Below are 15,464 nucleotides of genomic sequence, written 5' to 3' on the forward strand. Positions count from 1 at the left end.
GGGTCCTCCTGGGAGTGGGGGCATCTCGCACCTCATTGTGCCAGCCCCGCTCCGCTCGTCGGGCCGCTCTGCGCGCAGGCGTTCGCGTCGGCCGCGCCCTGGCCCGGCAGCCGTACGTCGCAGACCTCGGGGCCGCGGTCGGCCGGGGCCCGGTGGCGGCGCCGGGCGAGCGGCCCGGACAGGGCGCTGAACAGGGCGAAGACCACGATCGCGAGTAGCACGATGGCCGGGCCGGAGGGGACGTCGGCCTGGTAGGAGCCGGTCACGCCGGCCAGCGAGACCACCACGCCGAGGGCGATGGCGGCGGCCTGGGTGGCGGCGAAGGAGCGGGTGAGCTGCTGGGCGGCGACCACCGGGACCACCATCAGGGCGCTGACCAGGAGCAGGCCGACCACCCGCATCGCCACGGTGACCGTGACCGCGGCCATCACCGCGAGCAGCAGGTTCAGCAGGCGGACCGGCAGGCCGGTGACCCGGGCGAACTCCTCGTCCTGGCAGATGGCGAAGAGCTGGCGGCGCAGGCCGACGGTGACGGCGATGACGACCGCGCCGAGGATCGCGATGGTGAGCAGGTCGGCGGGGGCGACGGTGAGGATGGAGCCCCAGAGGTAGCTCTCCAGGCTGCCGGAGCCGGCCTGGGCGGAGAGCGAGACGAGCAGCTTTCCGCAGGCCATGCCGCCGTAGAAGAGCATCGCCAGGGCGATGTCGCCGCGCTGGTTGCCGCGCGAGCGGACCAGCTCCATGACGACCGCGCCGAGCACGCAGACCAGGACGGCCATCCAGACCGGGCTGGTCCGGAAGATGAAGCCGAGCCCGACGCCGGTCATCGCGACGTGTCCCATGCCGTCGCCCAGCAGGGCCTGGCGCCGCTGTACCAGGTAGATCCCGACGGCGGGCGCGGTCACGCCGACCAGGACGGCGGCGAGCAGGGCCCGCTGCATGAAGTCGTAGGAGAGCATCTCGGTCATGCCGGCAGCCTCGGGGTGGTCGTCAGGCCGGTACTGGTCAGGCCGGTGGTCGTCAGGTGGTGGTCGTCCGCGTGCGGGTGGACGTGGTCGTGGCCGGGCAGCGCGTGCAGGCCGGTGTTCGGCACCGGCGGGCCGTCGTGGGCGACGCAGCCGTCCCGGAGCAGCACGACCCGGTCGATGAGCGGCTCCAGCGGCCCCAGTTCGTGCAGCACGAGCAGGACGGCGGTGCCGCGGGCGACCTCGCTGCGCAGGGTGTCGGCGAGCACCTGCTGGCTGGCGGCGTCCACGCCGGCCATCGGCTCGTCCATGATCAGCAGGTCGGGGGAGCCGACCAGGGCGCGGGCGATCAGCACCCGCTGCTGCTGCCCGCCGGAGAGGTCGGCGACGCCGTCGCGGGCGCGGTCGAGCATGCCGACGGCGTGCAGCGCGCGGTCGACCGCCTCGCGGTCCTTGCGGCGGAAGGGCAGCAGCCGGTGCTGGGGGAGCCGGCCGGTGGAGACCACCTCGCGGACGGTGGCGGGCACCCCGCCGGCGGCGGTGGTGCGCTGCGGGACGTAGCCGATCCGGTGCCACTGCCGGAACTTGGCGTACGGGGTGCCGAACAGCTCCAGGGTGCCGCGCTCCAGCGGGACGGCGCCGATCACGCTCTTCACGGTGGTGGACTTGCCCGAGCCGTTGGCGCCGAGCAGGGCGACCACCTCGCCGGGCCGGACGGCGAGGTCCACGCCGCGCAGCACGGGCCGGCCGCCGAGCGAGGCGACGGCGCCGGTGAGCCGGACGACCGCGGGGGCGGCCGCCACCGGGGTGCCGGGGAGCCGCGCCGGGTCGGGGTCCGTCGGGGGTGTGACGTCCTTCGCGGTGTTCTGGAGCATGGGCTGTGGTGTCCCGTCAGCTGGTGGCGCCGAGCGCGGCCTGCAGGTTGGTGAGGTTCTGCTTCATGATCGTCAGGTAGTCGTCGGCCGCCGCGCCGCCGGTGGGGGGCTTGATCCCTTCGAGCGGGTCGAGGACGGCGGTCTTCAGACCGAGGTCCTTGGCGACGGTGTCGGCGAGCTTGGGGCTGACCAGGGTCTCGAAGAAGATGGTGGTGGCGCCGTTCTCCCTGGCGGCCTTCTGGACCGCGGCGAGCCGGGCGGGGGTGGGCTCGGCCTCGGGGTCGACGCCGTTGATGGCCACCTGGGTCAGGCCGTAGTGCTCGGCGAGGTAGCCGAAGGCGGCGTGGCTGGTGACGAAGGTCCTGCTCGTCGCGCCGCGCAGACCGTCCTGGAACTGCTGGTCCAGCGCGCCGAGCCTGTTCACCAGGTCGTCGGTGTTCCGGGCGTACTCGGCGGCGTGCTCGGGGTCGGCCTTGGCGAACTCGGCGCCGACGCTCCTGGCGACCGCCGCGTAGCGGGTCGGGTCGAGCCAGATGTGCGGGTCGCCGGCGGGGCCCTCGTGGTGGTGGTCCGTGCCCTCCTCGGTGCCTTCGTCGAGGTGGTGGTCGACCAGCGGGCTGGCGGCGGCGGCGTCCACCAGGTGCTTGCTCCGGGACTGGCCGACGGCCTGGTCGACGGTGGGCTGCAGGCCCTTGAGGTAGAGGACGGCGTCGGCCTTCTGGACCGCGCCGACCTGCTTGGCGGTGAGCTCCAGCTCGTGCGGCTCGACGCCGGCGGCGGTCAGGTCGGTGATCCGCACGTGCTCGCCGCCGATCTGCGCGGCGAGGAACTCCATCGGGTAGAAGGAGGCGATGACGTCCAGCTTGCCGTCCGAGCCCTTGGCGCTGCTGGTCCCGCCGCAGGCGGACAGGGCGAGTGCGCCGATCACGGCCGTGGTGGCCAGGGCTATGGAGCGGGGGGCGCGTCGGAGGATCATCATGACAACCATTCTCATCTTATGTGGAAATGATTGTCAACTCACCCGTTCGGGTCAATGGATCCGACCGTCCGGCGGACACCTGTTCGGGCGGCTCCGGCGCCGGGTCGTCACCGCGCCGGTGCCTCGCCGCCGATACCGATTTGAACCCGGTACCCGTATGGCCGGTAACCTGAGGTATTCGGGTACGAGCAACCAGCCGTGCCCTGACCGTGCCGTCGTACTGAAGAGAGCACTGTGGCCGCCGACAAGATCGACACGATCGTCAGCCTGAGCAAGCGCCGTGGCTTCGTCTACCCCTGCAGCGAGATCTACGGTGGCCAGCGCGCCGCCTGGGACTACGGACCGCTGGGTGTCGAGCTCAAGGAGAACATCAAGCGCCAGTGGTGGCGTTCGATGGTCACCGCGCGGGAGGACGTCGTCGGGCTCGACTCGTCGGTGATCCTGGCCCGCGAGGTCTGGGAGGCCTCCGGCCACGTCGCCACGTTCAACGACCCGCTGACCGAGTGCCTCTCCTGCCACAAGCGGTTCCGCGCGGACCACCTGGAGGAGGCGTACGAGGCCAAGCACGGCAAGCTGCCGGCCAACGGCCTCGCCGACCTCAACTGCCCCAACTGCGGGAACAAGGGCTCCTTCACCGAGCCCAAGGAGTTCTCGGGCATGCTGAAGACCCACCTCGGTGTCACCGAGGAGGCCTCCGGCCTCGCCTACCTGCGTCCGGAGACCGCGCAGGGCATCTTCACCAACTTCAAGGCCGTCCAGCAGACCTCGCGCAAGAAGCCGCCGTTCGGCATCGCCCAGACCGGCAAGAGCTTCCGCAACGAGATCACGCCCGGCAACTTCATCTTCCGCACCCGCGAGTTCGAGCAGATGGAGATGGAGTTCTTCGTCAAGCCGGGCGAGGACGAGGAGTGGCACGAGTACTGGCTCCAGCAGCGCTGGGACTGGTACGTCGGCCTCGGCATGAAGACCGAGAACATGCGCTTCTTCGAGCACCCGAAGGAGAAGCTCTCGCACTACGCCAAGCGCACGGTGGACATCGAGTACCGCTTCAACTTCGGCGGCACCGAGTTCTCCGAGCTGGAGGGCGTGGCCAACCGCACCGACTACGACCTCACGGTGCACAGCGAGCACTCCGGCCAGGACCTCAAGTACTTCGACCAGGAGTCCGGCGAGCGGTACTTCCCGTTCGTCATCGAGCCGGCGGCGGGCCTCAACCGCGCCATGCTGGCCTTCCTGCTCGACGCCTACTTCGAGGACGAGGCGCCCAACGCCAAGGGCGTCATGGAGAAGCGCGTCGGCATGCGCCTGGACCCGCGCCTGGCGCCGGTCAAGGTCGCCGTGCTGCCGCTGTCGCGCAACGCCGACCTCTCGCCCAAGGCCCGCGGCCTCGCCGCCGACCTGCGCACCGCGTGGAACGTCGAGTTCGACGACGCCGGCGCGATCGGCAAGCGCTACCGCCGCCAGGACGAGATCGGTACGCCGTTCTGTGTCACGGTCGACTTCGACACCCTCGAGGACAACGCGGTCACCATCCGCGACCGCGACACCATGGCGCAGGAGCGGGTCTCGCTCGACCAGGTCAAGACCTACCTGGCGAGCCGTCTGATCGGCTGCTGACAACACGCTTCGGCCCCCGTACGCCACTGCGGCGTACGGGGGCCGAAGCGTGTCCCGGGCCCGGTGAGCGGTGAGCAGCCGGTGAGCGGTGAGCCTCGGGCATGCGGTCTGCGGGCGCAGGTCAGCGGCGGGAGCGGCGGGAGCGGGGCGCCGGCGGTTCGGTCGGCAGGCCGGCGGCGCGCAGGGCCGCCTCGGCCGCCCGTCGGCGGCCCGGGTCGCCCTCGGCGACGGCCGCCAGCAGGGTGCCGTACCGGGCGGGGTCGCCGGCCAGCGCCGTGCCGACCTGGGCCAGTTCGGCGGGCTGGCGCAAGGTCACCAGCTCCCGGAGCAGGGCGCCGGCCAGCGGCTCCGCCAGGGCGGCGGCGAGGACGGAGATCTCCGGGCCGGGTCGGGCGGCGGCCTGGCGGAGCAGGGTCCGGGTGTCGCCGGCGCGGCCGGCCGCGTCCAGCCGGCCGGCCAGTGCGGCCAGGTCGGCGGGCGGCGCGGAGCCCCACTCCCAGAGCAGGGTCTGCCCGTCGGCGCCCTGGCCGGAGCGCTCCAGCGCGGCCAGCAGCTCGGGCAGGACGGCGGCCGGGTAGCCCCACAGGGCGTGGAACAGTTCCGCCGCCTCGGTGACCAGGGTCGCCCGGCGCAGCTCGGCGAGGGTCTCGGCGGCGTGGCCGGGCGCCCCGTGCGCGACGGCCCGGGCGAGGTAGGCGGCGGCGCCGGCCGGGCCGCCGGAGCGGAGCAGCGCGGTGAGCCGGGCGACGTCGGCGGGGGCGAGGGTGACGGCGGCCTGGGCCACCAGGGCGGCCGATTCCTGGGCGGAGCCGCGCCGGTGCAGGCCGGCGATCCGCTCGGCGAGGCCGGCCAGTTCGGCGGGGGTGCGGGGCTGCGGGGCGGGTGCCGGGGCCGGCGGGGTGCTGACGGGGGCGGCGGGCCCGGCACCGTCCGTTCGGGGGCCGGCCGGCGGCGGGCCGCCTGCGGCGTCGGCGGCGTCGGGCCGGGCGGTCCGTGCGCCGCCGAAGCGGGCGCCCGTGGCGCGGGGTGCGGTGTCGGCCGGCGGGGTGTCGGCCGGGGGCGCCGGCGGAGGCGGTGCGGCGGGCTCCTCCTCGTACACGCCGCCGAAGCGCGCCCCGGTCGGGCGCTTGCGCCGGGGTGTGGGTGCGGGTGCCGGTGCGGGTGCGGCGGCCTGCGCCGGTGCGGGCGTCTCGTTCTGGCGCCGGAGCCGGTCCTCGACGGCGAGCAGGTGCTCGCTGAGCTCCAGGCAGCGGGCGCCGAGGCTCTCGCGCAGCTGCCGGGCGTGGTCGAGCTGGCGCAGCAGTTCGGGGTCGGGCTGCTGCTGCGGCTGGGCGTAGCCGTGGTCGCGGTCCGGCAGGCCGACGGCGCGGACGGCTTCGCCGAGCCGGCGTTCGCGCTGGGTGGCGTACTGACGGGCGCGCAGCAGTTCGTCGAGTTCGGCCCGCAGCGCCCGGGCGTCCTGCGCCACCGATGGGCGGGTCCTGCTCTCCTGGTCCACCGTCATCGCCCGCCCGACCTCTCCATCGTGCCCCGACCCTGGTTGCGGGCCATCCTGGCGGGGCGATACGGCGGGCGTGTTACGGCAGTGAGTCCGCTTGTTTTCGGTCCGGCGAGGAAGGCCCGTCCGGTGTACGAACAGGGTCGGCGGGCGGGGGCGTCCGGGGCCGGGAGCCCGCGGCGGGTCCGTCCAGGAGACGGTCGGCCAGCGCGCCCGCCGCGACGGCGGTCAGCAGGAAGGCGGTGGCGGCGCGCAGCAGGCCGGCCTCGTAGTACGCGTCGGGCACCCAGCGGGCCGCGGGGTAGGCCGCGGCGAGGCCGGCCGCTCCGGCGAGGGCGAGCCGGCCGGCCGCGCCCGCCCGCAGGACGGGCAGCAGCGCGGGCGGCGCGGCCGCGAGCAGGACCAGCACCCCGCCGCCGACCGCCACCGCCGGGGTGCCGAACGCCGTCCCGTACCGTACGGCCAGCGCGGGCACCAGGAAGAGCAGCAGGCTCCGGCGCAGCACCGTCGCGATCACCGGGACCGTGCGGCCGGCCGGCGGCCCGGCGGCGGGAAGGGCGGCCCGGGCCCGTTGTACGGCGGCGAGTACGGCCACCGCCCCGGCCGCGGTGGGGAGTTCGGCGCCGATCCGGCTCAGGTTGTAGAGCAGCACGGTGTCGTAGAGGGCGAGCACCAGGCGGCCGACCGCCCACAGGCCGACGGCGAACAGCAGCAGTCCGGCCGTGCCGGCCGGGGGCGTCCGGGCGTCGTCGCGGGCCGCCAGCCGGCGGATCAGCAGCGGCGTCAGTACGGCGGAGAGCACCCGCAGGAGGATGTCGTCGACGGTGTACGGGTTGTGCAGCTGCCACTCGACGGCGCAGAAGGCCACCGTGTACGAGGCGGCGGCGAGCGGGAGCAGCGGCGAGCGGGCCGCCCGCCGGTACAGCCCGGCGTCGAGTGTCCGGAGCACGGTGGCGAACGCCAGCAGGACGAAGGGGAGTTCGAGGAGGGCCGGGATCCGCAGCACCGACGGCGCGAGCAGCCGCGGCGCCGGCCAGTGGTCGGCGAGCCACCGTACCGGCGCGTTCCCGTCGGCGAGCGAGAACCATCCGGGGGGCAGGTGGCGGGCGATGAAGGAGGTGTCCCCGCCGTGCTCGCGCAGCACGTACACGGTGACCAGCACCTGGTTCAGGACGAGCAGGGCGATCACCACGGCCAGGGCCGCGCCCGGGCCGGGGGCTCCGCGGCGCGGCGTGGCCGGCGGGCCGGGCGGGCCGCAGGGGCCCGCGTCGGCGCGCAGGACCTCGGGCGCGAGGAGCAGCCCGGCCAGGACCGAGGCCACCACGGTGGCGTCGATCAGCAGCGGGACGGCAGCGGTCACCGGGCGCTCAGGAGGAGAGCCGCGCGCGGGCCGCCATCAGGGCGAAGCCGAGCAGGTTCAGCCCCCGCCAGCGGGCCGGCCTGGTCACGTCCTCGTGGTCGGCGGCCAGCCCGACGCCCCAGATCCGGTCCACCGGGCTGGCTTCCACCAGGACTCGCTGCGAGGTGCCCAGCAGGTACGACAGCAGGGCCCCGTCCTGCCCGAACTTGGCGACGCTGCCCTCCACCACCAGGGCGAACCGCTCCGCCGTCCAGCGCTCCTCGTCGAAGCCCGCCACCTGTCGCCCGAGCGCCTTGGCCTCGGCGGGCGTGCGGGCCTCGAGGATGCGCGGCACGATCTGCTCGTCGCCGAACATCCGCGCCTTGCCCGCCATCATCCAGTGCTCGGCCGTCGGGTAGCTCACCCCGTCCACGACGAACGGCGACGGCCACCACTGGCTCAGCGCCCCCGGGCCGGTTCCCCCGCCGGGCTGCGGCCGGTGCCCCCAGAAGAGCAGGTACTTGGGTCGGACCCCGGCCGCCACCAGGTCGGTGAGCTCCTCGCGGCTGCGGGTTTCGGCGGGGGTGGTGGGGCGGTTGTTCGTCATGGGGGCATCCTCGCACCGCCGGCCGCGGCGGGGCGCGCGCTTTTCCGAGCGGCGCGGGCGGTCACCGCGCGCCGCGGTCCGGTCCGGGCGAGCCCCCCGCCAAGGGCGGATCGTGTCCGACCCACTACCCTGGGTGATGTCCCACTGCGGCGAGCACCTTGGAGTCGACCGGTGATCGTGACGGAATGGCAGGGCCACCACGGACTCACGGCCGCGGAGCACCAGGCCGAGTTCGACCGGCTGACCGCGCGAGGCTTGCGGCCGCTCCGGGTCTGCGGCTACGAGCTGGCCGGCATCCCGCGGTTCGCGAGCATCTGGGCCGTGCAGGGCGGCAGCGCCTGGCAGGCCCGCCACGGCATCCCGGCCGGCGACTACCAGGCCGCGGTCGAGGCGCTGGGCCGCGACGGGTACCGGCCGGTCGACCTGTCGGTGTTCGGGTCCGGGGGCGGCGCGCGGTTCAGCGCCGTCTGGGAGCGGGAGGAGGGCCTGGAGTGGATCGCCCGCCACGACCTGACCCGGGCCGGCTACCAGGCCCTGTTCGACGACCTGTCGGCCCGGGGGTTCCGGCTGCGCTGCCTCGCCCCCTACCAGGACGGCGAGCGCTACGCCTGCGTCTGGGACCGCTACGCGGGCCCGGCCTGGGAGGCCCGGCACGGCCTGAGCGCCGAGGAGTACCAGCGGGTCTTCGACGCCCAGCAGGAGCGCGGCTTGCGGCTGGTGCGGGTGGTCGGCTACCCGGACGCCGGCCAGGACCGCTACGCGGGGATCTGGGAGCACTCGCCCGGCCACCCGGGGAAGGCCGAGCACGGCGTCCCGCACGACGACTACCAGGCGCACTTCGACGCCGGTGTGGCGGCCGGCCTGCGGCTGGTCGACCTGAGCGGCTACCGCAGCGGCATCACCGCGGGCTGCACCATGATCTGGGAGCGGACGCCGGAGGCCGACTTCGGCGCGGACCCCGCCGCGGCCCTGGTGGTGCCGTTCATGCAGAAGTGGGCGGTGCCCGGCCTCTCCTTCGCCCTCGGCCTGAACGGCTCGATCAGGGCGGCCCGCGCCTACGGGTACGCGAACCGGATCACCCGCGAGACGGCCACCCCGGACCATCGGTTCAGGGTCGCCAGCGTCAGTAAGCCGATCACCTCCACCGCCGTCCACCTGCTCGTGGAACAGGGCCGGCTGGCCCTGACCGATCCGGTGTTCGGGGCAGGAGCGCTGCTTGGCACCGGCTACGGAACCTTGCCCTACGGCCCCCGGCTGCTGGCGCTGCGGCTGCGTCATCTGCTGGAGCACTCGTCGGGCGGCTGGACCAACGACGACCACGACCCGATGTTCCAGCAGCCCGCACTCGACCAGGCGCGCTGATCTCCTGGACGCTCGACACCCGGCCGCTGGACGCCGATCCCGGCACCGCCTACGGCTACTCGAACTTCGGCTACTGCCTGCTCGGCCGGATCGTCGAGCGGGTCACCGGGATGCCGTACGGGCAGTTCGTCCACCGCTTCGTGCTGGACCCCAGCGGCGCCCTGCGGGCCACCCCGGCCGGTGCCACCGCGCCCGACCGCCAGGACGGGGAGGCGGTGTACACCGGCCTGGACCTTGCCGCGCCGTACGGGATCCGGGTCGACCGGATGGACTCCCACGGGGGTTGGGTCGCGACACCGGCCGACCTGCTCCGCTTCCTGTTCTCGGTCGACGGCCTGTCGGCGCCGCCGGACCTGCTGCAGCCGGCCACCCGGACGGCGATGACCACCGCGTCCGCCGTCCGGCCGGCCTCACCCGGGACGCCGGGCTACGCCCGGGGCTGGTCGGTCGACAGCGCCGGGACGATCTGGCACGACGGCACGCTGCCGGGCACCCAGGCGATCCTGGTCCGACCCGCGGACGGCCGCGCCTGGAGCGCGGTCTGCAACGCGGGGCGGCCGGGCACCGCGCTGGCCGAGGACTTCGACGCCCTGATGTGGCAGGTGCAGCAGGTGGTGTGACCCGCTGGCGCGACGTCCCGTGGAAGGCGTGACCGACCCCGAGGGCGACGAGTTCTGCGTCCTCGGCCCGGCCTGACGCGCGGCTTCCCCGTCGGCTCCGCCGCGCCCGCGCCACCGGGCGTGTCGATGACGGCGTCCCGGTCGGAGCCGTCCACCGCCAGGGCATCGCGTTCCGGGGACGCGACACCGCTCCCGCCCACCGTCACCGGGGGCGGGAGCAAGCCCGTACGGTCAGCCGACCGCCTTCGGCAGCCGCAGGCTGAGGGCGAGGATGGTGAACGAGCCCAGCAGCTGGATGCCCAGGACGAGCGCCAGCGCGTGGCTCATGCCGAGCGAGGGCGAGAGCGCGAGGTAGAGGGTGCCGAGGGTGGCCACCCCGAGGGCCAGGCTGGACTGCTGACCGGTCGCCAGGACGCCGCTGCCGACCCCCGCCCGGCTCGCCGGGACCTTGGAGAGGACGATCCGGAACAGCGGGGTCCCGATCAGGCCCTGCCCGATGCCCGCCAGGGCGACGCCCGGGGCCATCCGCAGCGGGGAGAAGTGCGCCCAGTCGACGAGGACGGTGGCGGCGAGGGTGGCCAGGCCGAGGGCCTGGACCACCGCGCCGGCGGCCAGTACCCGGCTGCCGAAGCGTCCGACCAGGCGCGGCCCGGACAGCGAGGCGACGAAGTACCCGACGGCCATCGGTACGAGGGCCCAGCCGGCCGCGATCGGGCCCAGCCGCAGGCCCTGCTGCAGGGCGACGGCGACGACGAACATGAAGCCGCCGAAGCCGGCGAAGTACGGCACCGCGATGCCGAGGCCCCGCCGCATCTCGGGGATCCGCAGCAGCGACGGCGGGACGAGCGGCATGCCGCCGGCCCGCTCCGAGCGGCGCTCGACCTGGACGAAGGCGGCGACCAGGAAGGGGAACAGGGCCAGCAGCAGCCAGGTCCAGAGCGGCCAGCCGACCGCCCGGCCCTCCATCAGCGGCACCAGCAGGGCCAGCAGCGAGGCCGTCAGCAGGGCGGTGCCGGGCACGTCCACCCGGGCGGCCTGCGGGGAGCGGCTCTCCGGGACGTACCGGAGCGCGAGCACCAGGGTGAGCAGCGCGAACGGGACGTTCAGCAGGAAGACCGAGCGCCAGCCGGTGCCGAAGAGGTCGGCGGCGACCAGCATTCCGCCGAGCACCTGGCCGATCACCACGGAGAGGCCGCCGACCGCGCCGTACACGCTCAGCGCCCGGGCCCGGCGGGCGCCGCCGGTGGCCGAGGTGATGGTGGCGAGGACCTGGGGGAGCAGCAGCGCCGCCGAGGCGCCCTGGGCCGCGCGGGCGGCGACCAGGGTCCAGGCGCCGGGGGCCAGTCCGCAGGCGAGCGAGGTGAGGGCGAACGCGGCGGCGCCGACGACGAACAGCCGGCGGCGGCCGAAGATGTCGCCGAGCCGCCCGCCGAGGACGAGCAGGACGGCGAACGCGATGCCGTACCCGGCGGCGACCAGCTCCAGCACGGCGGGGCCGGCGGCGAGGTCGTGGTCGATGGTGGGCAGGGCGACGTTGACGATGAAGAAGTCGAGCATCGGCAGGAAGGCGCCCAGCAGGACGGTGACGAGTCCGGCGGTGCCGAGGGTGCCGGCGCCCGGGGTGGTGGCGGCGGCGGGTGCGGTGGTGCCGGTACCGGTCGTGGTGGGGCCGGTGCCGGCGGTTCGGCCTGGACGGTGGACGGCGGGGGTCTTCAGGGCTACGGGTGGCTGGGTCACGAGTACTACGATCGGCCGTGCCTCACCCTGGTACCAGAGTCTCGTTATCCAGGTATAACAAGTACCTGGCAACCGGCTGCGGGGTGGAGCATGCTGGGTGCATGAGCCTGCCCACCGCACCTGTCGGCGCCGCCCGCCCCGGACGTACCGCCCCCTTCGGACGTGTCGCCGGTACCGCGGCCGCCGCCCGCGCCGCCGCGCCCGCTCACGCCGCCGCCCGTGCCCAGGCCGCCGCGCCCGCCGACCTGCGCCGGGCCGATCTGGCGGCCTTCCTGCGCAGCCGCCGGGAGCGGATCGCGCCGGACCAGGTCGGCCTGCCCGTGACCGGCCGTCGTCGTACCCCGGGCCTGCGCCGCGAGGAGGTCGCGCAGCTCGCCGCCGTCGGGGTCACCTGGTACACCTGGCTGGAGCAGGGCCGGGACATCCAGGTGTCCGCGCAGGTCCTGGACGCGGTCGCCCGGGCGCTGCTGCTGGACCGCAGCGAGCGAGCCCACCTGTTCGCCCTCGCCGCCGCGGACGACCCGTCACCGGTGCAGGAGTGCGCCACCGTGACCCCGGCCGTCCGGCTGATGCTGGACCAGTTCGGGCCGATGCCCGCGGCCGTGGTGAACAGCCGGTACGACGTCCTCGCGTACAACCACGCGTACACCCGGATCGTCGGGGACCTGGAGGCGATGCCGTTCGAGGACCGCAACCTGATCTGGATGGCCTTCACCGACTCGCGGTTCCGTGACGTGCTGGTGGACATCGAGGTGGAGCGCGAGGGCATGGTGGCGCGGTTCCGTTCGGCGATGGCCGACCACGGCGCCGAGCCCGCCTGGAAGACCCTGCTGGCCAGGCTCCGGCAGGCCTCCCCGGACTTCGAGGCCGCCTGGGAACGCCACGAGGTGCAGCGGCCCGGCAACGGCGTCAAGCGCTTCCTGGTCCCCGGGGCGGGGCTGCTCAGCTTCGACTACACCGGCCTCTGGCTCGGGCCCCGGGCCGGCTCCCGGATGGTGGTGTACACCCCGCGCTGCGAGGAGACCCGGGAGCGGCTGGCGGCGCTGGCCGCGATGTAGCCGGCGACGGACGGGACGCCGTCAGCCCTGCTCGTCCAGGAACGGCCGCAGGGCGGCGGTGAGTTCGGCCGGCGACTCCAGTGCGATCAGGTGGGCTGCGTCCGGGAATTCGACCAGGCCGGCGCCCGGGATCTCGCGGGCGTACCGGTGCGCGATGGCCTGGAAGTCGGCGTTGTCGCGCAGGCCGATGCCGATCAGGGTGGGCGCGGTGATGGTGGCGACCTCGTTGCCCGTGACGCCCTGGGACAGCTCGCCCACCGCGTCCTGGTTCGCCAGGGCCGTCCGCATCGGCTTGCGGAGCCGCTCGGCCAGCTCCGGGTCGACCTCCGCCCAGCTCCGGGTCGACCCGCGCAGCCACATGTCCAGGTTCACCGCGACGGCGGTGTCCAGGTCTCCGGCGGCCAGGGCCGCCGTCTCGGCCTCGTCGTACGCGATCATCTCCGCCGACCAGTCGTAGCCGGGCCACGGCGCGGCCAGCAGTGCGAGGGACCGCACCCGCTCGGGGTGGGCGAGGGTGAAGCCGACGCAGACCCGGCCGCCCCAGGAGGCGCCGACCAGGTGCACCCGCTCGTGGCCCAGGTGGTCCAGCAGCCGGAGCAGGTCGTCCGTCTCGCTGAACTCGCCGGCCGGTACCGGGGATTTGCCGAAGCCGCGCAGGTCGTACCGGATGACCTGGTGGCGCTGGGCGAGGTCGGGCACGACGGCGTCCCACATGTGCTGGTCGGCCACGCCGGCGTGCACGAGGACCAGGGGCGGGCCGTCGCCGGTGACCGAGTAGGAGAGGTGGCCGAGTTCGTCGATGAACGTGATCATCCGCGCATGGTGGCAGACCGGAGGCGTACATGCCACCCGGTTGCGGCGCCCGGCCGGCCCTGCCGTGACCACGGACCGGGCGCCGGAGCGGCTGATCAACCGCTGGTGTCCGGGTGGTCGCCCGGGTGGTGGACGCTGAGGCTGCCGTAGGCCGGCAGGACGCCGGCCAGGTCGCCGGGTGCGTCCCGTAGGACGGCGTCCAGGAAGGCGAGGGTGGCCGCGGCGACCACGCGCGGGCTCCCGGTGCGGCCCAGGGTGCCGACGATCGAGGGCACGGGCGGCAGGTACAGGGGGCCGTCCATGAAGGTGAGGTGTGCGGCGCCGGGGACGGTGAGCCGGTAGCTCGTCGCGGTGCCGGCGTTGAGCGCCTCGGTGAGGCGGGGCAGGTAGCGCGGGTCGGTTCCCGGGGTGACGGCCTGGGTGAGCGCGAGCGTCGGCCGGTCGAGGGCGGGCGAGGTGGGGCCGTGGGGGTAGCCGTCCAGGTCGACGACGGCGCCGAACCGGCGATCCTGCCGGGCCGCCTGCAGCGCGGCGGCGCCACCCATGGAGTGACCGGTCACCGCGACCCGGCCGGTGTCCAGGCGACCGCTGAGCGGATCGGCGCTCTCACCGCCGTCCAGAGCGTCCAGCCGGGTGAGGACGAAGCTGAGGTCGGCGGCCCGAACCGCGGTCCAGCCGGCCGCCAGCTGCTCGTCCTCGTCCGGGTCGCCGCTGGAGGCGGTCTCGGTGGTGATCGTCCGGCCGTCCGCGAGGACGACGGCGGCGGAGTCGTACGGGTGATCGAGGGCGGCGACCAGGTAGCCGTGGCTGGCCAGTTCCTCCGCCCAGGCGGTGTTCTGGGTGCGCACTCCGCCCGACCCGGGAGAGAACAGCACGACGGGGAACCGCCCCCCGCCGTCGTCCACCGGGGCGTCGAAGACCGAGCGGCTGCGGGCCCGCGGAACACCGTCGACCAGGAAGCCCGGCAGGCCGACCCCGCGGGCGAGGGCGGCGGAGACGGTACGCGCCTCCTGCTCCGTGCGTCCGAGGTACTGGGCCCGCTGCGTGCCCGCAGGGCTCTGCCGCGCGGGGTACCAGAGCTGGACCACGACCGTGCGCCGGTCGTCCGGATCGGCGGTGAAGGTCTCGGGGCGGAGCGGGTCCGTCCACTGCACCACACGGGTGCCGACCGCGAAGTCGCCCGTCGGCTCGGGGAACACGGGTACGGGAAAGGCCCAGGCGGCCGCCGGGCCGGTGGCGATCAGGCCGACGCAGGCCATCGATCCGGGCAGGGCCAGCCACCAGCGGGCCCGCCTCGCCGGCCGGCCGGTCCGGCGTGGCAGCAGGGGGAGCACGGCGAACGGCAACGCGAGAGCGGCGCCTGCCAGTACCGGGAGCAGCTGCCAGCGGATGCCCGTCACACCCAGCACGATCGCGGACAGCACCACCACCGCCCCCGCCGCGATCGTGACGCGTGGGCGGGCGGCGGGGGGAAGCCAGCGCGCCACCACCGTCGCGACGGCGCCCAGCAGGACAAGTATTTCCAGGGGGGACATGGCCGGCCCCGTGATGATCTCGGTCACCCGCCCATCCTCGGCGCGGGGCATGCGCCGCCACATCGGTCCCTGGTCGCCGTCGCGTGCGCCCGGGGTCGCAATCCGCGGCCGGCCCGGTGCGACCACGGTGGCAATCGGGCCCGCCGGGCGGGCGGCCGCCCTGCGACCACGGGAGGTGGTGGGCCTCCTCCTGCGGGCGGACCCCGGCCCGGCGCCGTCAGACCGTGGACGCATGTGCTCCGCGGGGCCGGTGGCCTACCGTGACAGGGCCCCGGTACGTGCCGGGCGGCGTGCGGCCCGCGTTCCCCGGACGCGCCCCGGCTGCGGCGGCACGCGAGGGCGGCCCCGGCCGGGGCCACGCCGGCGCCGAATCGACAGGGACGTGTGATGACCGAGGCGGCCGCGGAACCCCGCAACGCCCACCCGGCGCGCCACCGGGAGGGGGCGCGGTGGGCGAGG

General features: G+C 74.9%; 13 protein-coding genes. 4 read left to right on the forward strand and 9 right to left on the reverse strand.

Annotation, left to right across the window (positions count from 1 at the left end; all coding sequences use genetic code 11):
• Positions 1-32 precede the first annotated feature (32 nt).
• The 3 genes from OG689_RS27845 to OG689_RS27855 are packed head-to-tail and all read right to left on the reverse strand — an operon-like array spanning position 33 to position 2,816.
• Positions 33-959, reverse strand: coding sequence for a metal ABC transporter permease (locus OG689_RS27845; protein WP_266327477.1), 927 nt, complete (start codon positions 957-959; stop codon positions 33-35).
• Between the two features lie 5 nt (positions 960-964).
• On the reverse strand, positions 965-1,840 hold the full coding sequence (locus OG689_RS27850; protein WP_266323596.1) for a metal ABC transporter ATP-binding protein: 876 nt from the start codon (positions 1,838-1,840) through the stop codon (positions 965-967).
• A 16-nt stretch (positions 1,841-1,856) separates the two neighbouring features.
• Positions 1,857-2,816 carry a metal ABC transporter solute-binding protein, Zn/Mn family gene (locus tag OG689_RS27855; protein ID WP_266327479.1) on the reverse strand — a complete coding sequence of 320 codons (960 nt, stop codon included), beginning with the start codon at positions 2,814-2,816 and terminating at the stop codon, positions 1,857-1,859.
• A gap of 237 nt (positions 2,817-3,053) precedes the next feature.
• On the opposite strand from OG689_RS27855, the gene OG689_RS27860 reads away from it, so the two are divergent.
• Entirely contained in the window at positions 3,054-4,436 is a 1,383-nt protein-coding gene (locus OG689_RS27860; protein ID WP_266323597.1) for a glycine--tRNA ligase, read from the forward strand.
• 121 nt (positions 4,437-4,557) lie between these two features.
• On the opposite strand, the gene OG689_RS27865 is transcribed toward OG689_RS27860, so the two are convergent.
• The 3 genes from OG689_RS27865 to OG689_RS27875 form a co-directional block, all read right to left on the reverse strand.
• Positions 4,558-5,940, reverse strand: a complete 1,383-nt coding sequence (locus tag OG689_RS27865) for a hypothetical protein (RefSeq protein ID WP_266323598.1) — start codon at positions 5,938-5,940, stop codon at positions 4,558-4,560.
• A gap of 73 nt (positions 5,941-6,013) precedes the next feature.
• A complete protein-coding gene (locus tag OG689_RS27870; RefSeq protein WP_266323599.1) occupies positions 6,014-7,294 on the reverse strand; it encodes a hypothetical protein in 1,281 nt (426 codons plus the stop codon).
• 7 nt (positions 7,295-7,301) lie between these two features.
• Complete coding sequence (locus OG689_RS27875; protein ID WP_266323600.1) at positions 7,302-7,880, reverse strand: NADAR family protein; 579 nt, start codon at positions 7,878-7,880, stop codon at positions 7,302-7,304.
• Positions 7,881-8,051: 171 nt separating this feature from the next.
• Here OG689_RS27875 and OG689_RS27880 point away from each other — a divergent pair, with 171 nt between their 5' ends.
• Positions 8,052-9,242 (forward strand): serine hydrolase, encoded by a 1,191-nt coding sequence (locus tag OG689_RS27880; RefSeq protein ID WP_266323601.1) that lies wholly within the window; start codon positions 8,052-8,054, stop codon positions 9,240-9,242.
• On the forward strand, positions 9,242-9,862 hold the full coding sequence (locus OG689_RS27885; protein WP_266327481.1) for a serine hydrolase domain-containing protein: 621 nt from the start codon (positions 9,242-9,244) through the stop codon (positions 9,860-9,862). Before OG689_RS27880 ends, OG689_RS27885 begins: the two co-directional genes overlap by 1 nt.
• A gap of 231 nt (positions 9,863-10,093) precedes the next feature.
• Here OG689_RS27885 and OG689_RS27890 read toward each other — a convergent pair whose 3' ends face one another.
• On the reverse strand, positions 10,094-11,440 hold the full coding sequence (locus OG689_RS27890) for an MFS transporter (protein ID WP_266327483.1): 1,347 nt from the start codon (positions 11,438-11,440) through the stop codon (positions 10,094-10,096).
• A gap of 260 nt (positions 11,441-11,700) precedes the next feature.
• Between OG689_RS27890 and OG689_RS27895 the strand changes: the two genes are divergently transcribed.
• Positions 11,701-12,657 carry a helix-turn-helix transcriptional regulator gene (locus tag OG689_RS27895; protein ID WP_266323602.1) on the forward strand — a complete coding sequence of 319 codons (957 nt, stop codon included), beginning with the start codon at positions 11,701-11,703 and terminating at the stop codon, positions 12,655-12,657.
• Between the two features lie 21 nt (positions 12,658-12,678).
• Here OG689_RS27895 and OG689_RS27900 read toward each other — a convergent pair whose 3' ends face one another.
• On the reverse strand, positions 12,679-13,470 hold the full coding sequence (locus OG689_RS27900) for an alpha/beta fold hydrolase (RefSeq protein WP_266323603.1): 792 nt from the start codon (positions 13,468-13,470) through the stop codon (positions 12,679-12,681).
• A 95-nt stretch (positions 13,471-13,565) separates the two neighbouring features.
• Positions 13,566-15,068, reverse strand: a complete 1,503-nt coding sequence (locus OG689_RS27905) for a dienelactone hydrolase family protein (protein ID WP_266323604.1) — start codon at positions 15,066-15,068, stop codon at positions 13,566-13,568.
• Positions 15,069-15,464 lie beyond the last annotated feature (396 nt).

The sequence above is a fragment of the Kitasatospora sp. NBC_00240 genome (genome assembly GCF_026342405.1).
Taxonomy (GTDB): domain Bacteria; phylum Actinomycetota; class Actinomycetes; order Streptomycetales; family Streptomycetaceae; genus Kitasatospora.